The following is a 22,983-nucleotide window of genomic DNA, read 5'->3' as shown; positions in this document are numbered from 1 at the left end:
TCGGCTGTCGCGTTTATGGCGCAAAGTGATAGTTCACGCCGATCTTGCCGAGCTGCATGGTCTGGGCAATATCGGCATTCAGATAATAAGGGCCGACCATCGGAGGGGCATTGATCACGCCTTCGAGGCTCGCTTTGTCATGGCCAAAGCCGATGTAGTTGTACTCGGCCTTGACGGACCAGTTTGGTGCGAAGGCGTATTCCACGCCGGCACCGACCACGTAACCGGTGTGAAGGCGGGATCCGTCGAGATTTGCGTATTGCGGGCCCGACGACAGCGATATGGCGTGATGATCCCCGGCGACGGCGACACCGCCCTTGAGATAGGTCAGCCAGCGCTCGTTGGTCACCATGCCGATACGTGCGGTGGCCATTGCGAGCCATTCGGTGCGCGAGCGCATATCGAGATTGTTATCAAAATTGGTGCGAGTACCGCCGCCGATATTGCCGCCGACCAGTTCACCTTCAACACCCATGACGATCACCCCGAGCTGCACATTGGCGCCGATCTGGCCGCCGCCAAAGCCTCCGGTCATCGAGAACTTCCCATCGGGCGTGTAGTCGCGCCAGTCGCCGTGTCCCGATCCGTAGCCTGCCTGCGCACCGAGATAGAGCCCGGTCCAATTGAATCCTGACTGTGCGTATTGCAGCGGCGGGATCGGTTTGGCGGCATCGGGAGCGCCGAACTGGTAATTCGCGCCGAGCTTGATGAGATGCAGCGTCTGCTTGGTCGAAGCCGTGGAGGCGATCGGCCCGGTGGAGGCCCGCGTGCCGCTGAAATCGAACTCGTGGTCGGGGAAGTTGACGAAGTTATACTCGCCGCGCAGCGACCAGTTGTTGGCAAGCGCATATTCCATGCCGGCGCCGACGATCCAACCCCGCCGTGTCTCGCTGCCGGACAGTGTAAGCCGGTCCGGCCCCGGCACCGAAACCTGAACGTCGTAGCCGTGATCTTCATTGGCCCAGGCGAAGCCGCCCTTGGCGTAAGTGAGCCAGCGGCCATTGGCGAAGCCAACGCGTCCGGTCACGGTCGACAGCCAGTTGATTTGCGACGTCTGGGACAGGGTGGCCTGGTTCAGAATGCTCACCGTGCGATTGCCCTTGATGCCGCTAAAGCTGATGTCGGCCTCGATGCCGAGCAGCAGATTGCCGATCTGTTGATTGTAGCCGGCCTGAATGCCGCCCAGCGCGCCGTCGGTCCGGATATTCAGGATTTGCCATTCGGTCCCGCCGAGACCGTAACCGGCATGAACGCCGGCATAAAAGCCGGTCCAGTTATAGGCGGGATCGATGGCGGAGGCCTTGGTATAGGCGCGGGCCGGCACGTCTGCGGCGATGGCGGCATTGCCAAGGCTGAGGATGCCGATAGTGCCGAGGAGAAGCTGTTTCATGTCGTTTCCTTGCAGGTGCGCTGGCGGCCCTTGAGGAATCGGAGCTGCTTCGCGCGTCATTTCGGCAGCGACCATGTATAAAAATACCGCTCTCGTCGTGGTCGTAAGCGCGTGACTTGTGCTGGATCGCGCTCTTGGCGTCGCATTGTGAGCGGCTGTCGCCGCTCGGTCTCACCTGGAAGTACTACTGGGGAACGCGATCTTGGGACCACACGACGACCACCGGCCAACGACTTATGGGTCACCATCGGGGCGCAGTGCGCCGCTATGGTTTCGAAAGACGATAAATTATCGTCGTCGGCGTTGAACCAAAGTCAGGGGTCCGGACGACCTATCTCCGCACACATTGAAATGGGCGGTGATTGGGAACATGGAAAACACAAATCTCGCATTCAGCAGCCACTCCGACTTTGGATCCGACCGTGCCAAGGTGCACAGCATCGAAAAGCCGGACCCCGTGAACCTCACCGAGGTCGGCGGCCTGCGCGGAGCGCGGATCGCCAGCGTGATCAACCAGATCAATGAGAGCTTTGCCGACCAGCAGTTCTCGACCCGGGTGGTCGCCGAGAAGCTAGGCCTGTCCGTCCGCTACGTTCAGGATTTGCTGCAGGGTTCCGGCCTCAGCATCACCGATCGCATCATGGAGCTGAGGCTTGAAAAGGCCCGCAGCATGCTGACCGGCGATCGGCAGTGCAGCCTGAAGATCAGCGAAGTCGCGGCCGCCTGCGGCTTCAACGAACTATCCTATTTCCATCGCAGCTTCCGTCGTCGCTTCGGCGCGTCGCCGGCTAAATTCCGCATCCAGTCAATGAATGGCTGACGCGCGCTTGCGCTTGAAATAGTCCAGCGTCCCGCGGCTGATGACGTGATCCTCAGGGGTCACCTCGTCGGCCGCGATGTCGTCTGCTTTGGCCAGGCGGGTATAGAGTGCGCCAAAATCCTGATAGCTGTCCTGCAGCAGTTTCTCAAAGCTCTCAATGACGAAATAGCTCTGCTGGAAATCGTCGATGATGTAGTTCGTCCGCATCACGCGTTCGAGGTCGAACGTGATCCGGTTCGGCGAGGAGTCTTCCAGGGCGAAGACCGACTCTGTTGCTGACGACAGAATGCCGGCGCCGAAGATGCGCAATCCGTCCGCGCTCTTCATCAGGCCGAACTCCACCGTGTACCAGTACAGACGCGCCAGGTTCTTCAACTGGCCGAGCGCCATCGCGCGCTGGCCGCCTTTTCCATAGGCCTCCATGAAGTCGGCATAGACCGGGTTCGCCAATAGCGGAACGTGCCCGAAAACGTCATGGAAGATGTCAGGCTCCTGCAGGTAATCCATTTCGTGTTCGGGGCGGATGAAGGCGCCGGCCGGGAAGCGGCGATTGGCAAGATGATCGAAGAAGATCTCGTCGGGCACCAGTTCCGCGACCGGCACGACCTGCCAACCGGTCAGCGGCGTTAGACGGGCACTCAGTTTCTCCAGATCGGGAATGCCGGATTCGGACAGCTGCAGCGTGTTCAGCGCAGCGAGGAATTCGTTGCAAGCCCGGCCTTTAAGGACGGTCTGTGCGCGGGCGAACAGGCGGTCCCAGCGATCGTGCTCGGCGGCGGAGTAGGAGCCCCAGTCCTGGTCCAGCGTGAAGTCAGGGCGTTTCGGGGCGCTGAGGTAGCGGCTCTTCTCGGTCGACTGGTTCAGCTCGGTCATGACGCTCTCCGACTCCGACGGTCTGGTCAGAACATAAGGTTCCGCTGCCGAATAGTTCCGTCAAAAGAAGCAACTTCTCGCATCCGCCCGTCCGACGATAGCAATCCACCATCGTCCAGATCTTATTTGCAAAGGCGTTTCCTTGTCGCAGACCCGTCTCGATGACATTTTCAGTGGTAACAAACGTGGTCCCACATCGCTGAAATGATTGCGAAATCTCCGCGAAACCTCGCGGAACCACGGGCAAAACGCTCTCATCATCGATCATAAGGAATACGACCGTGCGGTCCGGCATGTCTTCTCGCTTCCTCTCAGGTGCTTTCGCGGCAGTGTTGCTGGTTTCCGGCGCCACAGGGGCTTTCGCTGACAGCTGGCCGAGCCGGACGATCAAGCTGATCGTTCCATTCCCGCCGGGCGGCGCTGCTGACATCACGGCGCGGGTCTATGCCGACAAGCTCGGCGAGGCGCTGAAGCAGACAGTCGTGGTCGAGAACAAGGCTGGTGCCGGTACGGCTATTGCTGCCGACGCGGTCGCCAAGGCCGATCCGGATGGCTACACGCTGTCGCTGGCGCCCGCAGGGCAGCTCACGATCCTGCCGCATATCAACAAGACCATCTCTTACGACCCCTTCAAGAGCTTCACGCCGGTGGCGATGCTCACGTCGGTGCCATACGTGCTCGCGGCCAGCCCAGATACGCCCGTGTCATCAGTGAAGGAGCTCGTCGCTGCGGCGAAACGCGAGCCAGGGAAATTCACCTACTCGTCGTGCGGGCCCGGCACGCTCTGCCACCTGAGCGGCGAGCTGTTCAAGAGCCTGACCGAGACGGATCTGCTCCACGTGCCTTTCAAGGGCAGCGCGCCGGCCGTCAATGCACTGCTCGGAAACCAGGTGAACCTGTCTTTCGACACGCTGACGGTGCTGGCGCCGCAGATCCGCGACGGCAAGGTCAAGGGTCTCGTGATCACCAGCCGCGAGCGATCGTCGCAGCTTCCCGATGTGCCGACGCCGGCGGAAGCAGGCGTGGCTGACTTTGTCGTCGACTCCTGGTTCGGCCTCGTCGTGCCGGCAGGGACGCCTGATGCCATTGTTGATCGCCTGAACGCCGAAGTGGTGCGCATCGGCGCGCTGCCGGATGTTCGCGAGCGTCTCGAAAAACAGGGCCTCAGCATCACGACCTCGACGCCTCAGGCCTTCGCCAAGACGATCAAGGACGATTACGCCCGTTGGGGACGCGTCGTCGATGCGTCTGGCGCGAAGCTTTTCTGACTACTAGCCATATTGCCTGACACATCGGTCGGGCCAAGCTGAAACCAAGAAAGGCCGGGTTGAATTTTCAACCCGGCCTTTCGCTTATCGATTATCTGCTGAAGCCTGTGTTCAGGCAGCAGCCTTCGGCTTCTCGATCGGATGCGGAACGCGGAAGCCGACGGCAAGACGGTTCCAGACATTGATGGCGCCGATCGCCACCGTGATCTTGAGGCATTCCTCTTCCGAGAAATGCGCGCGCAACGCTTCATAATCGGCATCGGGTGCACGGGTCTGCGCGATCAGCGTGACTGCATCGACCCAGCCGAGGAGAGCGCGCTCGCGTGGCGTATAGACCGTCGATTCGTGCCAGACCGACATCATGTTGATCCACTGCTCGCTGAGACCGTCGTGGCGGGATTCCTTCACATGCATGTCGACGCAGAAGGCGCAGCCATTGATGATCGACGAGCGGAGCTTGATGAGGTGGACGATCGCAGGCTCGAGGCCACTTTCCTTGACGACATATTGATCGAGCGCGGCGACGGCCTTGTAGGCGTCGGGGGCGGCCTTGGCGATGTTGAGGCGGGCTTGCATGGTCTTTCTCCTTGGTGTGCGGTTTCAGGTTTCAGGTTTCAGTTGGCGTTACGGCGTCGTTCGTTGAGTTCCAAAAAGGCGCAGCCGCGGGCGGCGATGGCGCCGTCGGTGTCCTTGGCGCGGAGATCGCCGAGCACATCGGCAATGCTCACCTTGGCCAGCTCATCGCGATAGACGCGCTCGGCACGCAACATCGCGGCATTGATGCCGCAGGGCGCCGTGGGTTTGCCGGGCAGGGGATTGGGGCCGCGCTGGCGGATTTCGCTGCAGCGGAAGGCGGGCGCATCGCCCTCAACGGCAAGGACGACATCGAGCAGGGTGATCTGGTCTGGCGTCCGGGCAAGGCGATAGCCGCCAGTCGGGCCAGGCTGTGCGATGAGCAAGCCGGCGCCCGAAAGCGCCTGCAGGTGTTTCAGGAGATAGCTGGTGGACACGCCATGAAATTCGGCGAGGGCGCCGGCGGACAACACGCCGTTCGATTGCAGGCCTGCGAGCATCGCCACGCTGTGGATCGCCTGCTCAACCCCGTCGCTCATCTTCATGGCTCTATTTCACCTCTATCGTGGATAATTATTATCCGCGATTAAGGATGTCGTCAAGTGTCCGGTCCTGAGGTGGTTCGCAGGTGGGCAGCGCAACAGAATCTAAATCCCGATGCCGGTATCACCCGACCTAGGTACTGTGATCCGAAGCCGGGGGCCGGGTCAGTTCAGGGAACTCGACATGGCATTGCGTGACTTGCTGGCGCCGCAGGCGCGGCGGACGACTTTCGTTGCGGCCGCCATTCTCGGAGCCGGCCTTGCCGCGACATTTGCCATTCGCGAGTTCTCGGAACGCCTGATAGCGGCCGATATGCAGCGTCGCTTCGCTGCCGACGCCGTCGATATTTCCAATGCGATCAGCGAACGGCTGCGCACCCACGCCGAAGTACTGGTCAGCATGCAGGGATTGTACGCCTCGATCGGCCGCGTCGATCGCGCCCAGTTCCGTCGCTACATCGATGTGCTCGATCTCGGCCGCCGCTATCCCGGCTTCCAGGCCTTGCAGTCGCTGCGTCATGTGACGCCGGATCATCTCGATGCCTTCGTTGCGGAAGTTCGTGCCGACAAGAGCATCGAGCATTCCGGACAGCCGGATTTCGCCGTGCGTCCGCCGGGGCCGCGATCAATCTACAACGTCGTCGAATTCGTCGAGCCGATGCGTGGCAACGAAAATGCGCTGGGCTTCGATGCCGGTGCCAATCCTGCGCAACTGGACTCGCTGCGGCGTTCCGCGGAGACCGGCCGGATTGTCGCGACGCCACCGGTCAAACTGGTGCAGGACACCTCGGGTGGCCTCGGTTTCATCATCCGCGCGCCGATCTACCGGGCCGGCGAGCCCACGCAGACCGTCTCGCAGCGAAACGCAGCGCTCCACGGTTTCGTTGCATCGGTCTATCGCACCAATGACCTGATGCGCGGCATCCTCGACCCGCGGACGCTGCAGCAGATGCATATCCAGGTGGTTGATCGCGGTTATGCCAAGCCGACGCAGGAAGGCGTCATGATTGGCGAGCCGGAAGATACGACCGTCACTCCGACCCTCATGTATGACAGTCTGGAGCCCAATCTCGGTCTCGTCACGCAGATGGTGATGTCGGCGGGGATCTCGGCGGATCGTTCGCTGGTTGTCGGCGAGCGCGTCTGGCGCGTCCTGTTCACCGCCAATCCCGGTTCGATCTACGAGGTTAGCCATACAGTGCCGAACGTCGTCCTCGCTAGCGGCAGCGCCATCAGCCTCCTGATGATGCTGCTCGCCGTGATCACGATGCGGTCGCGCCGGTTGTCCGGCAATCTCAGCACGCTCGATGCCGAGCAGCGCGCGCTGGTCGACAATCCGTTGGCAGGCATCCTGTTTACGGCCGGCCATCGCATCCTGCGCGGCAATCGCCGGATCGCCGAGCTTTGCGGTCGCAGCTCCGCTACGCTTCCCGGCAACACGATCGACGAGCTAATTGCGACGAAGGTGGACGGGGAGGCGTTCGATGCCGCGCTGGATCGCATTCGTGACAGCGCCATGGCGACGGAAGTCGAATTGCATCTGCGCCGCAGCGACGGCTCCACGCTGCTGGTCGATGCTTATGGCAAGCCGCTGGCTACCGGCGATATCCTCTGGGTGATCCAGGACAAGACCGACGCGCTCGCAGTCGAGGCGGAGCGGCGCGCGCATGCGCACGCTATGGAGGAGGCCAACGAACGGCTGACCACCTCGCTGCAACTGTCGGAAATTCGCGCCAAGGAAATCGTTCTGCTCACTGAACTCTCGGGCGTGCTGCAGTCGTGTCAGTCGCGCGAAGAGATTTTCGCGGCGGTTCAGACCTATGCGGGCTACCTGTTCACGGAAGAGGCAGGAGCGCTGTACTATCTGAATAACGCACGCAACGCAGTTCAGCGCGGCGCCCATTGGGGCGCACTACAGGCCGATGCGGTGTCGTTTCCGGTCGATGACTGCTGGGCGCTGCGTCGTGGCACGACATTCCCGATTTCAGAGGCGAGTCAGGGACTGGTCTGCAATCATGCCGGTCCGTGCGGTGTCACCGGTACGGGGTTCGTTTGTCAGCCGCTGATCGCGCAGAACAACCTGCTTGGTCTGCTGTATCGCGAGCATACTTCTGTGTTCGGTGAGGGGGCGGATCAATTGGCGACGATGCTGGCCGAACAGGTGTCGCTGGCGATGGCCAATCTCGAACTCCGCGAGCTGCTGCGTCAGCAGGCGGTGCGCGATCCGCTGACGGATCTTCACAACCGCCGCTACCTAGAAGATGCCCTGGTGCGCGAGACCACGCGCAGCCAGCAGGACGGCAAGCCGCTCGCGCTGGCGATGCTCGACATCGATCACTTCAAGGGTATCAATGACAGCCACGGCCATGAGGCCGGTGATGCCGTGCTGCGCGGCCTCGGCAGGATATTGCGTGAGACGACGCGCGCCTCGGATATCATCGGCCGGTTCGGCGGGGAGGAGTTCCTGATGTTGATGCCGGGCGTCACGGTCGAGGTTGCGGCGCAGCGGGCGCAGCAGGTGCTCGATGCCGTGTATCGCATGCAGGTGACGCTGCCATCGGCCACGCTCGATGGCGTCACACTGTCGATCGGTCTGGCGGTGATGCCGGTGCACGTCGCCGAGGGCGATGATCTGCTCGCGGCCGCCGACGCCGCGCTTTACGAGGCCAAGCGAGAGGGCCGCAACCGCGTCGTGGTCAGTCATCGCCGTGCAAAGGCCGATACAGCGGCCTGAGCTCGTGGGTCATTACAGGATGGGTAGAACGTAGGCGCATCGCGCCGAAGCGATACCCCTCATACATCGTGACAACGAGCGATGAATGTCGCGAGGATGCTACGATCCTACGGCTCCTGAACGTCCAGGCATGCTTTGTCGGTTTAAGGCAGCGCGATCGGTCCGTCCTATGCATTGCGGAGGCGAATGCCGCTGACATGCAGCGATGTCTCCCACAAGGGCGCGAGCGTCTTCAGGGACGGCAGGACGCGCAATTCGACGCCGGCGGCTTCCAGTGCCTTTTCGATGTTGTCGATCCGCTCCATGTTCAGCGGCATGGACGGCGTGCGCGAAATCCACATACCCGCATCGTCCAGCGATTCAAACCCGTCTGGCGAAAGCTCGTAGCGATAGATGGTGGTGTGGGAGAGTCGGTCCAGCCAGCTGAGTTCGATATGCGCAACCATGCGGCAGGTGGTCATCTTCTTGTAGGCCGTGAGGTATTCCGGCGTCGTGCTCGCTGTCGGCCAGACAAAAATGCGCGGGCAGTCGCGCGGGAACAGATACATCGGCGCATGCCAGTCATCGATGGCCCAGACCAAGGGGCCATTGAGCCACTCCTGTCCCTGGGCGCGAGGTGTCGCAATCTCCGCCGGCCCCGGCATGAAGACTTCGATGTTGTTCTCTTCGCTAAAATGAAACAGGCGCATGGCGCACTCATGTGCGTCCGTGCTCAGCGCGTCAATGACCCTCATGCGTGTTCTGGCCGTTCACGAAGCTGCGCATGATGAATTTGTGGATCGTCATGTCGGATTGGCCGCTCCCGGAACGTCTTTCAGACGGAACACGTTGAAATTCACCAAGGGAGGATCATGTCATGACCGGTTCCAGCCTGACGCCTGCGGCCGAACTCGTGAAGAAGGCCAGTTTTCGCTATCCCAATGAGAGCCGTGAATACCGCGATGCGCGTAATGCGTTGCTTGTCGAGGAGATCGAACTGCGGCGTCAGATCGAACGTGTCGCGGAGCTGCGTCGTGCGCTGCCAGATGGCGGCGAGGTGACCAAGGACTACGACTTCATCGGAGAGAAGGGCCCCGTGAATTTCGCGGGCCTGTTCGGCGACAAGCAGACGCTCGTCGTTTACTCCTACATGTATGGGCCGCAGCGCGAGAAGCCGTGCCCGATGTGCACATCGCTGCTGTCGGCCTGGGACGGCGAGGTACCTGACATTACTCAGCGCGTGGCGCTGGCCGTCGTGGCGCGCTCGCCGATCGAGCGGCTGGTCGCTTTCAAGAAGCAGCGTGGCTGGCATTACCTGCCGCTGTTCGCGGACACCTCCGGCGCGTTCAGCCGTGACTATCACGGGCTGACCAAGGACGGCGGCGACGATGCTGCCTTCAACGTCTTCACCCGCCGCAGTGGCAAGATTCGCCATTTCTGGAGCGGCGAGATGGATGGATCCACGGCCGATCCCGGCCAGGACCCGCGCGGGGCGCCGGATCTGATGCCGCTCTGGACGATTCTGGACGTTACGCCGGAAGGGCGGGGCACCGACTGGTATCCGAAGCTGAACTACTGAGGTCGTGATCATTTGACGCCTTAGCCGGCACAAGTTGATCTTTTTGATTACCTAAATACCGTAAAAGGAAATGTGGTTCCCCGCGCAACAGCCCCACACTAGGCCAATGACCTAATCACAGCACGCCAATAGTTCGGGCCGGGCGTGACCCAAAACCCCAGCGCGCCTGAGACCGGCCTGCGAGAGCCCACAAAGCTCTCGCAGGTTCCCCGAATTCGTCCTGTCGGTTACTCAAAAAGGCCATGATTGGCAGGCCTTTAGGTAGGCAATCGGTGGGGGACCTCCAATTAATTCGCATTTAACTAAAACTCGCCTTAATGGCGTTTCGCATCCCTGCGCGGTGCTTTTCGAGACCTGTGTGTCTCGTCAGGCACAACGGGCAGGGAGCTTAGTAAACGTGTGTTGGACGTCAGGCGTATGAGCAGCAGTAAACGTGCGTTGAACCATTCTGCACCCTCACGCCGAGGCCAGCATCAAGTGTCGAAATCCAGTTCACGCATGTTCGTGACCGGCGCTGCTCTTGCCGCCGTCGCATTGACCGGTGGATGGACGCTCGCCGGTAAGCTTTTCCAGAACGGCGTGCAGCCTGCGATGGTCTCCGCCAATCTCGGCAATGATGCAGGCGTTGGCCAGTCGTCCTTCGCTGAGCGCTTCGACAGCCGTTTCTCGCGCACCGAACACCGTACTTCCTTCTCAGAGCGTTTCGAGCCGGCCGTTAATGCGCCGCTCGCTGCCGCGCAGACCGAGCCCAAGCGTCAGGTCGCCTGGTTCGACCCGACCTATTCGATGGGCGCCGCGCCCGAGCGCTTCGTCAAGCGCAACGCGGCTTCTGAAGCTGTGATCCCTGCACCAGCCGCGAAGCCGCAGGAAGTCGCACTGATGCAGCCGGCACCGACGGTGCGCCAGCTCGTCGACAGCATTCCGATGCCGGCCGCACGGCCCTCCGATGCCCGTACACCGTCCGCGCCGCAGCAGGCAACACAAGCGCCGTCGCAGCCGGTCGCACAGGCCAGCGCCGCCAGGGGCGGTGCCTATGGCCACGACTCACTGGTTCAGAAGGCGCGGCTGGCGCTGGCTGCGCAGCCCAAGTCCGGCAATTTCAACGTCTTCGAGAAACTGTTCGGCGGCAACGCTCCGCAGTCCGGCCCCGTGCTCGCTTATGCCGGCTCCGACGGCGGCGTGCTGAGCAATGGCACCGATGCGGCGGCCAGCAATGAGCCCACCCTGAGCGATCGCACCACCGCGGTCTACGACATCTCCGCGCGTAAAGTGTACATGCCCGACGGCACCAAGCTGGAAGCGCATTCCGGCCTCGGCAGCCGTCTCGACAATCCCGCTTATGCCCATGAGAAGATGCGCGGCGTGACGCCGCCGCACATCTATGATCTGAAGCCGCGCGAGGCTCTGTTCCACGGCGTGGCCGCGCTGCGCCTGACGCCGGTGGGCGGCGAGGGCGCGATCCATGGCCGCACGGGTCTGCTCGCGCATACCTACATGCTCGGCCCCAATGGCGATTCCAACGGCTGCGTCTCGTTCCGGGACTACAACAAGTTCCTGCAGGCCTATCGCAACGGTGAAGTGAAGCGCCTCATTGTGGTTGCCAAACTCGACTGATCGATATGACTGACGTGCCGCCCGTGACGGCGATGCGTGTTCAGTCATTATGAGCCGACCTTCGGATCGATCTTCCGTGCGCTGGCGACATCTGCTGCGCCGCCCGTAATGTCGCCCATTTCAAGCCGTGTCATGCCGCGCAGATAGAGCGCCTTGGCGTATTTCGGATTGATGCGCAGCGCCGCATTGAAATCGGCCATGGCGCGGTCGTTGTCGCCCTTGTCGGACCACACGCTGCCACGATTGGTCAGCGCCGCCACATAGGTCGGTGCGATGCGGATCGCCTCGTTGTAGTCGGCGATGGCGCGATCGTTGTCTCCCTTCAGGCTGAAGGCGAAGCCGCGGTTGAACACCGGGCAGGGGTCGTTCGGATTGATTCGGATCGCTTCGCCGAAATCGGCGATGGCGCGTGCATGATCGCCCTTCACGAGCCAGGCGCCGCCGCGATTGCTATAGGCGCCGCCTTCCTGCGGATTGAGACGGATCGCCATGTCGTAGTCGGCAATAGCGCGGTCGTTATCGTCCTTGGCGTACCAGGCGACACCGCGATTGACATAGGCATCGGTATTGTTGGGATCGAGACCGAGCGCCACGCTGAAGTCGCTGATGGCGCGGTCATTATCGCCGCGGGCGAGCCAGAGATTTCCGCGCATGAAATAGGCGCGGGCATAATCCGGGTTCAGGCGGATGGCTTCGTCGAAGGCAGCCATGGCAGGGCCGCTCTCGTGCCGTTCATTATATTCGAAGGCACGGTTGAAATGCAGCTCAGCAAGCTGGCGGCCGCGGTAATTGCCCGACGCGATGGCGCGGTCGCAGGCCGCGATCGCCAGGACGCCGGAGGCATCGGTACATTGCTCTGCATCGTCGGCGGCAGCTTGCGCGATCGGCATTGCTGCGCTCGCCAGCACGGCAGCGAACAGGACGCGGATGGCGCAACGGTTCAGGCTTGGAAAGTGGCGCATGGCTCGACCTCTCGCGTGTGACAGGCGTTGGTCACACCGCGAGGAGGAAGGGTTCAATGGTGGAACAGGCTACCGGAAATCGATGCTGCGGAGCACGATGCCCGGTGGCCTTCCCTCAAATTCGGAATTAGCGAATTTGCGTGCCGCGCAGGCCTCGATGCGATCACGCAGCCGGACGAACTGCTCCTCGCGTTGTTCGGGCTTGGTGCGTTTCGCCTTTTCAAGCTCGTCCATCGCACTGGTGCTGATCGCGCAGGTGACTTCGGTCGCGTCATTCATCATCGAGAACAGGACAACCATGCGATTATATTCGAAGCTTTGGAAAACACCGTGTGTAAGCGCCATCGTCGTCTTCCCGCGTTAGGCCTTGCGCTTCGGCACGACAGGGTTGAGTTCAGCGATCTTGCGCAAGCATTCGGCCTCGGTGGGATGTGGGCCCGTGACAAAGGTTCCGCTGATCTTGGTGCTGTACCAGCCGGACTCCACGCCGAGGCGGAGAGATTCTGCGACTTGAACGTGACGGTGCAAGAGGTTCTGCATGAGGATGCTTTCGGTTGAGCGCTGGCTGCTGCGGGATCGCTGCGACCTGCGTAATGATGGGATCAGTCGTTGGCGGCAAGCCGCGTGAAGTCGTCCAGCACGATCGCGATCAGATCGCGGTGCTGGGTATCCTGTGCGCTGAGCGATGCGCCGTAGAGATTGAGGACGTAGCGCGCCTTTGCTGCAGCCTCAGGCCATGTGGTGGCCGGCGTGGTCAGTAACTGCTCTTCGAGTGCCAGCTGCCGCTCACGCAGTGCTGCGGCATTGGATTCGACTTCGGCGAGACTGCGCCGGATATCGGTGGCTTTCTGTGCCGCCATGCCGCGGCGGCTATCCAGCTCGACGGGAGTGTCGGTCATGGTGCGCTCGCATCGATGCGCTGCACATCTGCCAGCTCAAGCGACCCAATGGAGATCATCTCCATGGAACTTGTATGGGGTGGTGCGCCGGGCACGATCATCATGGTCGCCGTGCGCCGATAGCTGGCGAAGGACAGTCCCTCGATCACCTCCTCATCGGTGATGACGTCATACGACCCTGCCGGGATCAAACGACCAAGGCCCTTCAACTGGAAAGGATGCTTGAAAGTAACGGTCTCACGGCGCGATCTCGTGGTCACGCGCGCATATCGCTGCTGAGATCCGGCATCCGTTCAGCGTGCGCCTATTCACAGACATTAGCCACCGATTTCTTTGAGCGATCCGGTGTTTCGTCGAATTTCGCTATGATTGTCTTGTTATTGGGCGTTTTGTCGCCATTTCGAGGATGTATCTGGCATCGATGACATTCTGGCCGACGCTCGCGCTGGGTTTTTCTCGCAAGATCGTGGCGCAATGTGCAACGCTTGCGATGTCTCGCTTTTGAAATCAACGATTTGCCGGGATGAGGTGTTTTGCATGAAGATCCGCGTTGGCTACGAGATGATCTATGATTTCCCGCAGCCGACGCCTGTCATGATCGTGATGGGCATGCACTTCACGCGTGCCTCCGACGTGGTGGTGCCGGACTATCTCACGATAAATCCCTCAGTTCCGATCACGCCGTATCGCGATGGCTTTGGCAACTGGTGCAGCCGCATTGTTGCGCCGACGGGCCGCATCACGTTCAAAGCCGACGGGATCGTCAACGATAGTGGCAAGCCGGATATCATCGTGCCGTCCGCTGTGCAGCACGCAGTGGAGGATCTGCCGGCCGAGACGATCGTCTATCTGCTCGGTAGCCGTTACTGCGAGACGGATCGGCTGTCGGACGTCGCCTGGCAGTTGTTCGAGAAGACTGTGCCGGGGTGGGCGCGCGTGCAGGCAATCTGCGATTTCGTGCATAACCATATCCAGTTCGGTTACGAGCACGCGCGCGCGACCAAGACCGCTTGGGACGCTTATAACGAGGGGAAGGGCGTCTGCCGCGACTATGCGCATCTGGCCATCACCTTCTGCCGCTGCATGAATATTCCAGCGCGCTACTGCACCGGCTATCTCGGTGACATCGGTATGCCGAAGCCATGGGCCGACGGCGATTTCGCCGGCTGGTTCGAAGCCTATATCGGCGGCCGCTGGTATACGTTTGACGCCCGCAACAACATCCCGCGCATCGGCCGCGTGTTGATCGCGCAGGGCCGCGATGCCGCGGATGTGCCGATCACGCAAACTTTTGGGCCGAACACGCTGGTGAGTTTCAAGGTGTGGACCGACGAGATCGAAGAAGACGCCCGGACTGCCAACTGACTCGCTTTGTCGGCTCTGTCGTTACACTCGCTTAAGCCCGCATTTTCAGCAACATGTGAGCGGTCAGGAAGGAACCGCGGGCGCCGCTGAGAATTTCACCTGTCATGACTTCATCAGGACAGGACCGATGGCAAACACTCTGACAAGCCTGACGACCGCCGTGGCATTGATTGCGGGTTCCAGCGCCGCGGCTTTGGGCAGCGGCACGGAGGCACAGCGCGAAGCCTGCACGCCCGATGCGTTTCGCCTCTGTACATCAGCAATGCCGGATGAGGGGCGGGTAGAAAATTGCTTGCGCAGCGCAGGACCGCGATTGAGCCGCGCTTGCTATGATGTGTTCTTTCCGCAGATCGAGCACGATCAGGCTCAGATGATGCGTGGGCAAGCTCCGTCACGCGAACGCATGAAGCCATCATCGGCGGATCGCATGCAGACACCGTCGATGCCGCCGGCCGCTGGTGATGATGATTGAGGCAAGGCGAGATCAGGCCTCGCATAACAAGCAAAGGCGGTGCTGATTGCACCGCCTTTGGCCTATGTCGGATAGACTGTTGAGCAGAGCGCGTGGGTTACCTGAATCCGCCGGTGACGTGCAGCGTTTCGCCGGTCACATAGGATGCAGCATCCGAAGCCAGGAATGCCACAACGGAGGCGATTTCCTCGACCTTGCCGATGCGGCCCATCGGCGTGACGGATTCGATCCACTTGCGCATGTCGCCTTCATGGAATCCGGCTGATACCACGCCCTCGGTCGCGATCATGCCGGGATTGACGGCGTTGACGCGGATCTTGCGCGGCGCAAGCTCCTTTGCCAGTACCGATGTGATCGCATCGACCGAGGCCTTGGTCGCGGTGTAGACCGCCGAGCCCGGTGGGGTGATCGTCGAGACGCCCGATGAGATGTTGACGATGCTGCCGCCATTGGCGTTGAAGTGTCTGGCCGCTTCCTGCGAGGCGAGCAGCAGCCCAAGCACGTTCAGATCGAAATGCCTGTGGAAGTGCTCCGGCGTAATGCTGTCGAGAGGGGCGAATTCGTAGACGCCCGCATTGTTGACGAGAACGTCGATCGGCCCGAACGCCTTGACGGTCTCGGCCACCACGGATTTGGCGCCGTCCGGCTCGGCGAGATTGCCGTGCACCGCGATGGCCCTGCCGCCCTTGGCTGTGATCTTCGCGACGACCTCGTCGGCGCCCTTCTTGCTGGATGCGTAATTGACGGCGACGGCAGCGCCCCCGGCAGCGAGCTGAATGGCGATTTCAGCGCCGATGCCCTTGGAGCCGCCGGTCACCAGCGCAACTTTGCCTTCGAATGTCTTGGTCATGGTCGTGGTCCCTCTTGGATGCTTCAATAGTTCGGAAGTATGGAACTATTGAACCAACGCAAGGGGGCGCCTATATCTTTTTTATGGCTCAGTTCGTTCACCCCGCGACCAAGGACATCACGCTGGCCGGCGTGCTCTCGGCGCTGGCTGATCCCATTCGGCTGCAGATCGTCCGGGGCTTGCTGCAGGAAAGCGGCTGCCTGTCCTGCACGGCGGCGTCGCCATGTCCGACCATTGCCAAGTCCACTTTGTCGAACCATTTTCGCGTGTTGCGCGAGGCCGGCCTGATCCAGACCAGCAAGAAGGGCGTCGAGCATCAAAACGCTGTGCGCGCGGCCGATATCGAAGCGCGGTTTCCCGGGCTGTTGATGGCGATCTTGCAGTCGTCGGTGGCGGAGGCGGGGGCGTAAGGTTGGCGCTAAAAGCACAACCTATGTCAACGAGTAGCCCGCATGAGCGAAGCGACATGCTGGCGAAAGGTGGTGACGCACGCGGGCGCGAAGCTGAAATGAGGCGCGAGGCCGGGGTCGCACCCAAACGACAGGAAGCCCGGCAGCGATGCCGGGCTTTTCGCTGTCGCGACGATAGGGGCGCAACAGAGTTCGAAGTCGTAGGGCGCAATAGCGCAGCGTATTGCGCAGCTCCGCGTGCTCGGCGGATCAGGCTTCGCTAATCCGCCCTACGGGCCTATCTCACCGTGATATTGAAAGCGCCGTTGCGCATTTGACCATTGGGATAGAATGCCTCGAGCCTGACGCTGTCCGATCCGGTGTAGCCGCGCTGCGAAACGTATTTGATGATGACGCCGGGGACGCGCCGCCAATTGCAGTCGCTCCGCGGATTGATGGGGCGGAAATACGGAAAGATCGACGCATTGCTGATGATCAGGCGTCCGTATTCGGGCTGCTGAGTCACCCGAATGAGGGGGCGTCCCGCATTGCTGCAGTCCGGATTGACCATCGCAATCTGACTAAGCTCGATCGTCGCACCACTCAATGCGACCCTTGAGGCTTGCGCCTGAGCCCCGGCGCAGGACAGAAGAAGGCTCATGGCGACGATAACAGCGCGGTGCATTCCCAATTTCCCGGCAGGAGCGGCTCGAATAATTCGGCGGTATCCTATTCGGGAACGGACTTTATGCAATTAGTAATTGTATCGGTCGCAGCAATAAGTGATGCGGAATCTCCGAGCGACTCGATGCAAACAAAAACCCCGGCATCGCTGCCGGGGTTCTGCATTCTGATAGTTGCTTGAAGCGTTGGACTTAGAAGTCCATGCCGCCCATGCCGCCGCCCGGAGGCATGCCGCCGCCGCCTGCGCCACCCTTCTTGGGCAGTTCGGCAACCATGGCTTCCGTGGTGATCAGCAGGCCGGCAACCGAAGCTGCGTTCTGGATCGCTGCACGGACAACCTTGGTCGGATCGATAATGCCCTTCTTGAGCATGTCGCCGTAGGTGCCGGTCTGCGAGTCGAAGCCGTAGCTGTAGGTCGCGGTCTCGAGGACCTTGCCGACGATGACCGAACCGTCTTCGCCTGCGTTGATGGCGATCTGGCGAGCCGGAGCCGACAGGGCCTTGCGGACGATCTCGACGCCGGTCTTCTGGTCGTCGTTCGCGGTCTTGATCTTCTTCAGCTGTTCCGAAGCGCGGAGCAGAGCGACGCCGCCGCCGGGGACGATGCCTTCTTCAACCGCAGCGCGGGTCGCATGCATCGCGTCATCAACGCGGTCCTTGCGCTCCTTCACTTCGACTTCGGTCGCGCCGCCGACGCGGATGACGGCAACGCCGCCAGCCAGCTTGGCGAGACGCTCCTGCAGCTTCTCACGGTCGTAGTCCGAAGTGGTTTCTTCGATCTGCGCCTTGATCTGCGCCACGCGTGCTTCGATGTCGGCCTTCTTGCCGGCGCCGTTCACGATGGTGGAGTTTTCCTTGTCGATCATCACCTTCTTGGCGCGGCCGAGCATGGCGAGCGTGACGTTCTCGAGCTTGATGCCGAGATCTTCCGAGATCGCCTGGCCGCCGGTCAGGATCGCGATGTCCTGCAGCATGGCCTTGCGGCGATCGCCGAAGCCCGGTGCCTTGACGGCAGCGACCTTGAGGCCGCCACGCAGGCGGTTGACGACGAGGGTGGCGAGAGCTTCGCCTTCGACGTCTTCTGCGACGATGACGAGCGGCTTGCCGGTCTGCACGACGGCTTCGAGCAGCGGCAGCATCTCGTTCAGCGAGGAGAGCTTCTTCTCGTTGATCAGGATGTAGGCGTCGTCGAATTCAACGCGCATCTTGTCGGCGTTGGTGACGAAGTAGGGCGAGATGTAGCCGCGGTCGAACTGCATGCCTTCGACGACGTCGAGTTCGGTTTCGAGCGACTTGGCTTCTTCAACCGTGATGACGCCCTCGTTGCCGACCTTCTTCATCGCATCTGCGAGGAACTTGCCGATTTCCGCGTCGCCGTTGGCCGAGATCGTGCCGACCTGGGCGATTTCGTCGTTCGAGGTGACCTTCTTGGAGTTCTTGACGAGGTCAGCAACCACGGCTTCCACAGCCAGGTCGATGCCGCGCTTCAGATCCATCGGGTTCATGCCGGCAGCAACCGACTTGGCGCCTTCACGGACGATCGCCTGGGCGAGCACGGTAGCAGTGGTGGTGCCGTCGCCGGCTGCGTCGGCCGACTTCGAGGCCACTTCGCGCACCATCTGGGCGCCCATGTTCTCGAACTTGTCGTCGAGCTCGATTTCCTTGGCGACGGTGACGCCGTCCTTGGTGATGCGGGGCGCGCCGAACGACTTGTCGATGACGACGTTGCGGCCCTTCGGACCGAGCGTCACCTTCACGGCGTTGGCGAGAATGTCGACGCCGCGCAGCATCTTGTCGCGGGCATCAACGCCGAATTTCACTTCTTTAGCTGACATGTTTTGCTTCCTTGAAAATCAGGATGGGTGGGGAAAAGGCGCTTAAGCGGCCTTCTTCTTGGCGGGAGCGGCACCTTCGAGGACGCCCATGATGTCGCTTTCCTTCATGATCAGCAGGTCCTGACCATCGATCTTGACCTCGGTGCCCGACCACTTGCCGAACAGCACGCGCTCGCCGACCTTCAGATCGATCGGGATCAGCTTGCCGGCTTCGTCGCGGCCGCCCGGGCCGACGGAGACGATCTCGCCCTGGGAGGGCTTCTCTTTGGCGCTATCCGGAATGATGATGCCGCCAGCGGACTTCTCTTCGGCGTCGATACGCTTGACCACAACGCGATCGTGAAGCGGACGGAATTTCATGCAGTCCTCCTAAGTTTCTGTAGATGCTTGAGAAATTTAAATTGGCAGTCTGAGCCAACAAGTGCCAGCGCAGCTGGTCCGGACATAGGCCGAACGTTCCCCACCGGCAAGGGTCTTTACCAAATATTTTGGCACTCAAATATGACGGGTGCCAGAATTGGTTAAGACCCTCCGATACCGGTTCTCGAATCCGTTAGCATCCACGGTAAGTGGCTGCTAACATTCGGCTTTCAACCCATTATTAAACTTTTAAGCTTGTGATGAGGACGTTGCTTGCGTCACATTTCATGCATCGTGTTGTCATGGGCGAAGTGGAAGCCGGTTCGCTGCAGTCAGCACGGTCACAGGAGAGCAGAGCGAAGTTCGACGTCAAACCGGAATCCACTTAGCCGAATGCGCTCTGTCCATGGAGGTTGAACATGGTCTCGAGAAATGCAGTTTCTGACGATTTCAGGAAGCAGGTGCTTGGCTACGGACTGACGACGGCGCAGATCCTCTACCGCATGCCCGATCACCCCTCGCTGCTGCAGACCTATGTCTGGCAGAACTACGATCTGTTTCCGAAGTTTCCCGCGCTGAAGGATTTCCTGGATTTCTGGCAGGAGAAGCTCGATGGCCCGCTCTTTGCGGTCACCGTCGCGCATTCGAAACTGATCAAGCCGGCCGAGCTTCGTGCCGTGGATGGCGTCTTCCGGTTGCACTAGTCCGCGCCTCTCAACGCGCCGGATGAATTGCCGCTGTGCTGAACTACAGCTAGGTTCCCGGACGCGCTGGCCGTTTGTTCGGCATTGCGCCGGGTGGGAAACACGACATGGCGAAGCTGAAGCGAACGTCAAAGAGCGCAGCGAAAGCGGCTGCGACGAAGAAGCCTGCGACACGGGCGGTAGCGAAAGCGGCAAAGAAGTTCGCGGTTGGCAAGCCGGCCAAGGCGAGTACAAAAGCTGTCGCCAAGGCCGCGGCGAAACCCGGCCCGCGCCGCAAGCAGCGCGTCGCGATCAGTCACTATCAGGAAGAAGCATTTCTCGGCGACGGCCTGCGCGCTTATGCGAAGTATCGCGATCTCGGCGTCGCCGCTGCGACCGGCGGCTTGGCGCACGCGCATGTCATCCGGCTGATCGGACCTTGCGATCCGAAAGAGGTCTCCAAGCTTCACTATCACGATGCCGAGTTTCAGCTGGTCTATGTGCTGAACGGCTGGGTGAAGGCTTATATGGAAGGCGAGGGCGAGATGACCATGCGTCAGGGGTCATGCTGGACCCAGCCGCCACGCATCAGGCATCTGATCCGCGATTACTCCGACAATTGCGAATTGCTGGAAGTGATCCTGCCGGCGGAATTCAAGACGGTGGAAGTCCGGTAGTTCGCGTGCGGAAATGCGACGCGTGCCTTGTTCGCGCGTCGCAGTGGCGTTGTATCAGCTATGCTGAGCCCGTCGCTGCCCTGGCCCTCAACGAGTATCTCATGACTGCATCCGTTCCGGTTTTCGACGGTCACAACGATGTGCTGCTGCGGCTGTACAAATCGCAATCGCACGATCCGGTATCCGACTTCCTGACCGGGGAAGCCGCCGGTCACATCGACCTGCCGAAGGCGAAGGCCGGCGCGTTCGTCGGCGGGCTGTTCGCGCTGTATTCGCCGGCGGCTCAGGCGTCATCGGGATTCATGGCGCAGATGACGGGCGGACGCTACGCCGTGCCGCTTCCCGAGCCGCTGACGATGGACGAGGCGCGCAATTCCGTCGTCGCCGAACTGGCCATCCTGCTGCAGCTCGAACGCGCTTCCGCAGGCGCGGTGGCGATCTGCACCACCACCGCCGAAATCCGGTCCGCCATTGAGCGCAAGGCGCTGGCCGTGGTGGTCCATCTGGAAGGCGCGGAGGCCATCGACGCCGAGCTCAGATTCCTCGACGTTCTCTATGCGGCGGGGTTGCGGTCGATCGGGCCGGTGTGGAGCCGGACCAACATCTTCGGCCATGGCGTGCCGTTTCACTTCCCGTCCGGGCCCGATCTCGGCGACGGTCTCACCGCGGCCGGCGAGCGGTTGATCGGCGCCTGCAATGACCTGAAGATTTTGGTCGACCTGTCGCACATCACCGAGAAGGGTTTTTGGGATGTGGCGCGGCTGTCGAAGGCGCCGCTGGTGGCAACCCATTCCAATGCCCATGCGCTGTGCCCGTCGCCGCGCAATCTCACCGACAAGCAGCTCGCCGCGATCCGCGACACCGGCGGCATGGTCGGCCTTAATTTCGCGACCTGCTTCCTGCGCCCCGACGGCAGCATGCGGCCCGACACCGGCATCGAGCTGATGGTGCAGCAGATCGACTATCTGCTGGAGAAGCTGGGCGAGGATCACGTCGGGCTGGGATCGGATTTCGACGGCGCGGTGGTGCCCGAGGCCATCGACTCCGCCGCGGGCCTGCAGGCGCTGTTCGTGGCCTTGCGCGACAAGGGCTATTCCGAGACGCTGCTCGGCAAGCTCGGCGCGGGCAACTGGCTCGATCTGCTGCAGCGGACGATCGGCTGACCGGCGCTGGCGGCGTGTCTCAGGTGAGCATGCCGACGATCGCGCCCATCAGGCAGGTCGTCAGCGTCCCCGAGACGATCGACTTCACACCGAGCGCGTTGATTTCGTTACGACGTTCCGGCGCCATGGTGCCCAGGCCTCCGATCATAATTCCGAGGCTGGCAAAATTTGCAAATCCGCACAGCGCATAAAGCATGATGAGGCGCGAGCGTGCATCCAGCGCATCGGGACCGAGCTTCGCCAGTTGAACATAGGCGATCAACTCGTTGAGGATCGTCTTGACGCCCATGAGCGAGCCCGCGGTCAGCGCCTGGTCCCACGGCAGGCCCATCAGCCAGCACACCGGTGCCATCACGTAACCCAGCATGCGCTGCACGGACAGCGTGTTGCCTCCCACGGTGGGCATCGTCATGAGGATCGCGTTCATGAGATACATCAGCGCCACGAAGACCAGCAGCAGGGCGATGATGTTGACGAGTAGTTCGATGCCTGCACTCGTGCCCTTGACGATCGCATCTATCGTGCTCGTGGCCGATGCGTCCGGATTGGCGAGCAATCCACCTGTACGACGATCCTCCGTCTCAGGCACCATGATCAGGCTGACAAGGATCGCAGCTGGCGCCGAGAGCACGGAAGCAATCACGAAATGCGCCGACGCATCAGGGATCAGCGGCGCCATGAAAGTGGCGTAGAGCACCAGCACGGTACCGGCGATCCCCGCCATGCCGCCCGTCATCACCAGAAACAGTTCGCTGCGCGTGAGCTGCGCGAGGTAAGGGCGAATAAACAACGGGGCCTCGACCATGCCCAGAAAGATGTTCGCGGCCGTTGACAGCCCGACCGCGCCGCCGATGCCGAGTGTGCGTTCGAGCAGCCACGCCATGCCGCGCACGATCGGCGGCAGGATACGCCAGTAGAATAACAGGCTGGTCAGCACGCTGATGACCAGCACCACAGGGAGTGCCTGCAGCGCGAGCACGAAATCCGCGCCGGGATTCTTGAGATCGAACGGTAGTGCGCCGCCGCCGAGATAACCGAACACGAAGGAGGTGCCGGCGCGCGACGCTGCGGCGATGGTGCTGACAGCATCGTTGATGCTGCTGAAGGCGCGCGTCACGACGGGAAGCTTCAGCAGGATCACGGCAGCGACGATCGTCAATGCGAGACCGATCGCGGCCTGTCTCAGCGACACCTTGCTGCGGTTTTCACCGAGCGCCCAGGCGATCCCCAAAAGTGCGATGACGCCGAACGCCGATTGTAGCTGAAGCATAA

General features: G+C 61.4%; 26 protein-coding genes. 11 read left to right on the top strand and 15 right to left on the bottom strand.

Annotated elements, in window-relative coordinates; translation table 11 throughout:
- Positions 1-13: 13 nt before the first annotated feature.
- Positions 14-1,390 carry an outer membrane protein gene (locus tag AB7783_RS12995; protein ID WP_441277855.1) on the bottom strand — a complete coding sequence of 459 codons (1,377 nt, stop codon included), beginning with the start codon at positions 1,388-1,390 and terminating at the stop codon, positions 14-16.
- 370 nt (positions 1,391-1,760) lie between these two features.
- On the opposite strand from AB7783_RS12995, the gene AB7783_RS12990 reads away from it, so the two are divergent.
- Positions 1,761-2,210 carry a helix-turn-helix transcriptional regulator gene (locus AB7783_RS12990; protein WP_068736063.1) on the top strand — a complete coding sequence of 150 codons (450 nt, stop codon included), beginning with the start codon at positions 1,761-1,763 and terminating at the stop codon, positions 2,208-2,210.
- Here the strand turns inward: AB7783_RS12990 and phhA are convergent.
- Positions 2,196-3,083: a phenylalanine 4-monooxygenase gene (gene phhA / locus AB7783_RS12985; protein ID WP_093756435.1), complete on the bottom strand. Its 888-nt coding sequence runs from the start codon at positions 3,081-3,083 to the stop codon at positions 2,196-2,198. The genes AB7783_RS12990 and phhA overlap by 15 nt on opposite strands.
- 293 nt (positions 3,084-3,376) lie before the next feature.
- Here phhA and AB7783_RS12980 point away from each other — a divergent pair, with 293 nt between their 5' ends.
- Positions 3,377-4,351 carry a Bug family tripartite tricarboxylate transporter substrate binding protein gene (locus AB7783_RS12980; protein ID WP_439072308.1) on the top strand — a complete coding sequence of 325 codons (975 nt, stop codon included), beginning with the start codon at positions 3,377-3,379 and terminating at the stop codon, positions 4,349-4,351.
- 111 nt (positions 4,352-4,462) lie between these two features.
- On the opposite strand, the gene AB7783_RS12975 is transcribed toward AB7783_RS12980, so the two are convergent.
- Both AB7783_RS12975 and AB7783_RS12970 read right to left on the bottom strand, forming a co-directional pair.
- Entirely contained in the window at positions 4,463-4,927 is a 465-nt protein-coding gene (locus AB7783_RS12975) for a carboxymuconolactone decarboxylase family protein (protein ID WP_149531031.1), read from the bottom strand.
- A 38-nt stretch (positions 4,928-4,965) separates the two neighbouring features.
- Positions 4,966-5,469: an RrF2 family transcriptional regulator gene (locus AB7783_RS12970; protein WP_089264972.1), complete on the bottom strand. Its 504-nt coding sequence runs from the start codon at positions 5,467-5,469 to the stop codon at positions 4,966-4,968.
- 181 nt (positions 5,470-5,650) lie between these two features.
- On the opposite strand from AB7783_RS12970, the gene AB7783_RS12965 reads away from it, so the two are divergent.
- Complete coding sequence (locus AB7783_RS12965) at positions 5,651-8,200, top strand: diguanylate cyclase (protein ID WP_441277854.1); 2,550 nt, start codon at positions 5,651-5,653, stop codon at positions 8,198-8,200.
- Between the two features lie 167 nt (positions 8,201-8,367).
- On the opposite strand, the gene AB7783_RS12960 is transcribed toward AB7783_RS12965, so the two are convergent.
- A complete protein-coding gene (locus AB7783_RS12960) occupies positions 8,368-8,889 on the bottom strand; it encodes a DUF6886 family protein (protein ID WP_441277853.1) in 522 nt (173 codons plus the stop codon).
- A gap of 167 nt (positions 8,890-9,056) precedes the next feature.
- Here AB7783_RS12960 and AB7783_RS12955 point away from each other — a divergent pair, with 167 nt between their 5' ends.
- Positions 9,057-9,758 carry a DUF899 family protein gene (locus AB7783_RS12955; RefSeq protein WP_439064340.1) on the top strand — a complete coding sequence of 234 codons (702 nt, stop codon included), beginning with the start codon at positions 9,057-9,059 and terminating at the stop codon, positions 9,756-9,758.
- Between the two features lie 477 nt (positions 9,759-10,235).
- Positions 10,236-11,372 carry a tlde1 domain-containing protein gene (locus AB7783_RS12950; protein ID WP_441277852.1) on the top strand — a complete coding sequence of 379 codons (1,137 nt, stop codon included), beginning with the start codon at positions 10,236-10,238 and terminating at the stop codon, positions 11,370-11,372.
- 47 nt (positions 11,373-11,419) lie between these two features.
- Here AB7783_RS12950 and AB7783_RS12945 read toward each other — a convergent pair whose 3' ends face one another.
- From AB7783_RS12945 to AB7783_RS12925, 5 genes are all read right to left on the bottom strand, one after another.
- Positions 11,420-12,334 (bottom strand): tetratricopeptide repeat protein, encoded by a 915-nt coding sequence (locus AB7783_RS12945; protein WP_441277851.1) that lies wholly within the window; start codon positions 12,332-12,334, stop codon positions 11,420-11,422.
- Between the two features lie 69 nt (positions 12,335-12,403).
- Positions 12,404-12,679: a DUF1488 domain-containing protein gene (locus AB7783_RS12940; protein ID WP_439077673.1), complete on the bottom strand. Its 276-nt coding sequence runs from the start codon at positions 12,677-12,679 to the stop codon at positions 12,404-12,406.
- A 15-nt stretch (positions 12,680-12,694) separates the two neighbouring features.
- Positions 12,695-12,874, bottom strand: coding sequence for a hypothetical protein (locus AB7783_RS12935; RefSeq protein ID WP_068736084.1), 180 nt, complete (start codon positions 12,872-12,874; stop codon positions 12,695-12,697).
- A gap of 62 nt (positions 12,875-12,936) precedes the next feature.
- Positions 12,937-13,233 (bottom strand): hypothetical protein, encoded by a 297-nt coding sequence (locus tag AB7783_RS12930; RefSeq protein ID WP_068736086.1) that lies wholly within the window; start codon positions 13,231-13,233, stop codon positions 12,937-12,939.
- Positions 13,230-13,493, bottom strand: a complete 264-nt coding sequence (locus AB7783_RS12925; RefSeq protein ID WP_441277850.1) for a hypothetical protein — start codon at positions 13,491-13,493, stop codon at positions 13,230-13,232. The genes AB7783_RS12930 and AB7783_RS12925 overlap by 4 nt, the downstream gene beginning before the upstream one ends.
- Before the next feature lie 277 nt (positions 13,494-13,770).
- Here AB7783_RS12925 and AB7783_RS12920 point away from each other — a divergent pair, with 277 nt between their 5' ends.
- Both AB7783_RS12920 and AB7783_RS12915 read left to right on the top strand, forming a co-directional pair.
- Positions 13,771-14,598, top strand: a complete 828-nt coding sequence (locus AB7783_RS12920; protein ID WP_441277849.1) for a transglutaminase domain-containing protein — start codon at positions 13,771-13,773, stop codon at positions 14,596-14,598.
- A 127-nt stretch (positions 14,599-14,725) separates the two neighbouring features.
- Positions 14,726-15,070, top strand: coding sequence for a hypothetical protein (locus tag AB7783_RS12915; RefSeq protein WP_441277848.1), 345 nt, complete (start codon positions 14,726-14,728; stop codon positions 15,068-15,070).
- A gap of 97 nt (positions 15,071-15,167) precedes the next feature.
- Here AB7783_RS12915 and AB7783_RS12910 read toward each other — a convergent pair whose 3' ends face one another.
- Positions 15,168-15,920 (bottom strand): SDR family NAD(P)-dependent oxidoreductase, encoded by a 753-nt coding sequence (locus AB7783_RS12910; RefSeq protein WP_441277847.1) that lies wholly within the window; start codon positions 15,918-15,920, stop codon positions 15,168-15,170.
- An 83-nt stretch (positions 15,921-16,003) separates the two neighbouring features.
- Here AB7783_RS12910 and AB7783_RS12905 point away from each other — a divergent pair, with 83 nt between their 5' ends.
- A complete protein-coding gene (locus AB7783_RS12905) occupies positions 16,004-16,330 on the top strand; it encodes an ArsR/SmtB family transcription factor (RefSeq protein WP_441277846.1) in 327 nt (108 codons plus the stop codon).
- 277 nt (positions 16,331-16,607) lie between these two features.
- Here the strand turns inward: AB7783_RS12905 and AB7783_RS12900 are convergent, their stop codons facing one another.
- The 3 genes from AB7783_RS12900 to AB7783_RS12890 all read right to left on the bottom strand — a co-directional run bounded on the left by AB7783_RS12900 (position 16,608) and on the right by AB7783_RS12890 (position 19,188).
- A complete protein-coding gene (locus tag AB7783_RS12900) occupies positions 16,608-16,994 on the bottom strand; it encodes a hypothetical protein (RefSeq protein ID WP_441277845.1) in 387 nt (128 codons plus the stop codon).
- Positions 16,995-17,184: 190 nt separating this feature from the next.
- On the bottom strand, positions 17,185-18,828 hold the full coding sequence (gene groL / locus AB7783_RS12895) for a chaperonin GroEL (RefSeq protein ID WP_089264961.1): 1,644 nt from the start codon (positions 18,826-18,828) through the stop codon (positions 17,185-17,187).
- 42 nt (positions 18,829-18,870) lie between these two features.
- Complete coding sequence (locus AB7783_RS12890) at positions 18,871-19,188, bottom strand: co-chaperone GroES (RefSeq protein WP_089264960.1); 318 nt, start codon at positions 19,186-19,188, stop codon at positions 18,871-18,873.
- A 419-nt stretch (positions 19,189-19,607) separates the two neighbouring features.
- On the opposite strand from AB7783_RS12890, the gene AB7783_RS12885 reads away from it, so the two are divergent.
- From AB7783_RS12885 to AB7783_RS12875, 3 genes are all read left to right on the top strand, one after another.
- Complete coding sequence (locus AB7783_RS12885) at positions 19,608-19,892, top strand: usg protein (RefSeq protein WP_089265658.1); 285 nt, start codon at positions 19,608-19,610, stop codon at positions 19,890-19,892.
- 107 nt (positions 19,893-19,999) lie between these two features.
- The gene (locus AB7783_RS12880; RefSeq protein WP_441277844.1) at positions 20,000-20,548 is read left to right on the top strand and encodes a cupin domain-containing protein; all 549 of its coding nucleotides are present in this window, start codon (positions 20,000-20,002) and stop codon (positions 20,546-20,548) included.
- 101 nt (positions 20,549-20,649) lie between these two features.
- The gene (locus AB7783_RS12875; protein WP_441277843.1) at positions 20,650-21,711 is read left to right on the top strand and encodes a dipeptidase; all 1,062 of its coding nucleotides are present in this window, start codon (positions 20,650-20,652) and stop codon (positions 21,709-21,711) included.
- A gap of 19 nt (positions 21,712-21,730) precedes the next feature.
- Here the strand turns inward: AB7783_RS12875 and AB7783_RS12870 are convergent, their stop codons facing one another.
- The gene (locus tag AB7783_RS12870; protein WP_441277842.1) at positions 21,731-22,981 is read right to left on the bottom strand and encodes a NupC/NupG family nucleoside CNT transporter; all 1,251 of its coding nucleotides are present in this window, start codon (positions 22,979-22,981) and stop codon (positions 21,731-21,733) included.
- Between the last annotated feature and the right edge of the window lie 2 nt (positions 22,982-22,983).

Origin of the sequence: Tardiphaga sp. 172_B4_N1_3 (genome assembly GCF_052076035.1) — a bacterium.
Classification (GTDB): Bacteria; Pseudomonadota; Alphaproteobacteria; order Rhizobiales; family Xanthobacteraceae; genus Tardiphaga; species Tardiphaga robiniae.
This window is presented reverse-complemented; position numbering and strand designations above follow the sequence as displayed.

Excerpts from the sequence above, each read along its gene's own strand:
- AB7783_RS12995 (WP_441277855.1), bottom strand. The coding sequence starts at position 1,390 with ATGAAACAGCTTCTCCTCGGCACTATCGGCATCCTCAGCCTTGGCAAT.
- AB7783_RS12990 (WP_068736063.1), top strand. The coding sequence starts at position 1,761 with ATGGAAAACACAAATCTCGCATTCAGCAGCCACTCCGACTTTGGATCC.
- phhA (WP_093756435.1), bottom strand. The coding sequence starts at position 3,083 with ATGACCGAGCTGAACCAGTCGACCGAGAAGAGCCGCTACCTCAGCGCC.
- AB7783_RS12980 (WP_439072308.1), top strand. The coding sequence starts at position 3,377 with ATGTCTTCTCGCTTCCTCTCAGGTGCTTTCGCGGCAGTGTTGCTGGTT.
- AB7783_RS12975 (WP_149531031.1), bottom strand. The coding sequence starts at position 4,927 with ATGCAAGCCCGCCTCAACATCGCCAAGGCCGCCCCCGACGCCTACAAG.
- AB7783_RS12970 (WP_089264972.1), bottom strand. The coding sequence starts at position 5,469 with ATGAAGATGAGCGACGGGGTTGAGCAGGCGATCCACAGCGTGGCGATG.
- AB7783_RS12965 (WP_441277854.1), top strand. The coding sequence starts at position 5,651 with ATGGCATTGCGTGACTTGCTGGCGCCGCAGGCGCGGCGGACGACTTTC.
- AB7783_RS12960 (WP_441277853.1), bottom strand. The coding sequence starts at position 8,889 with ATGCGCCTGTTTCATTTTAGCGAAGAGAACAACATCGAAGTCTTCATG.
- AB7783_RS12955 (WP_439064340.1), top strand. The coding sequence starts at position 9,057 with ATGACCGGTTCCAGCCTGACGCCTGCGGCCGAACTCGTGAAGAAGGCC.
- AB7783_RS12945 (WP_441277851.1), bottom strand. The coding sequence starts at position 12,334 with ATGCGCCACTTTCCAAGCCTGAACCGTTGCGCCATCCGCGTCCTGTTC.
- AB7783_RS12940 (WP_439077673.1), bottom strand. The coding sequence starts at position 12,679 with ATGGCGCTTACACACGGTGTTTTCCAAAGCTTCGAATATAATCGCATG.
- AB7783_RS12935 (WP_068736084.1), bottom strand. The coding sequence starts at position 12,874 with ATGCAGAACCTCTTGCACCGTCACGTTCAAGTCGCAGAATCTCTCCGC.
- AB7783_RS12930 (WP_068736086.1), bottom strand. The coding sequence starts at position 13,233 with ATGACCGACACTCCCGTCGAGCTGGATAGCCGCCGCGGCATGGCGGCA.
- AB7783_RS12920 (WP_441277849.1), top strand. The coding sequence starts at position 13,771 with ATGAAGATCCGCGTTGGCTACGAGATGATCTATGATTTCCCGCAGCCG.
- AB7783_RS12915 (WP_441277848.1), top strand. The coding sequence starts at position 14,726 with ATGGCAAACACTCTGACAAGCCTGACGACCGCCGTGGCATTGATTGCG.
- AB7783_RS12910 (WP_441277847.1), bottom strand. The coding sequence starts at position 15,920 with ATGACCAAGACATTCGAAGGCAAAGTTGCGCTGGTGACCGGCGGCTCC.
- AB7783_RS12905 (WP_441277846.1), top strand. The coding sequence starts at position 16,004 with ATGGCTCAGTTCGTTCACCCCGCGACCAAGGACATCACGCTGGCCGGC.
- AB7783_RS12900 (WP_441277845.1), bottom strand. The coding sequence starts at position 16,994 with ATGCACCGCGCTGTTATCGTCGCCATGAGCCTTCTTCTGTCCTGCGCC.
- groL (WP_089264961.1), bottom strand. The coding sequence starts at position 18,828 with ATGTCAGCTAAAGAAGTGAAATTCGGCGTTGATGCCCGCGACAAGATG.
- AB7783_RS12890 (WP_089264960.1), bottom strand. The coding sequence starts at position 19,188 with ATGAAATTCCGTCCGCTTCACGATCGCGTTGTGGTCAAGCGTATCGAC.
- AB7783_RS12885 (WP_089265658.1), top strand. The coding sequence starts at position 19,608 with ATGGTCTCGAGAAATGCAGTTTCTGACGATTTCAGGAAGCAGGTGCTT.
- AB7783_RS12880 (WP_441277844.1), top strand. The coding sequence starts at position 20,000 with ATGGCGAAGCTGAAGCGAACGTCAAAGAGCGCAGCGAAAGCGGCTGCG.
- AB7783_RS12875 (WP_441277843.1), top strand. The coding sequence starts at position 20,650 with ATGACTGCATCCGTTCCGGTTTTCGACGGTCACAACGATGTGCTGCTG.
- AB7783_RS12870 (WP_441277842.1), bottom strand. The coding sequence starts at position 22,981 with ATGCTTCAGCTACAATCGGCGTTCGGCGTCATCGCACTTTTGGGGATC.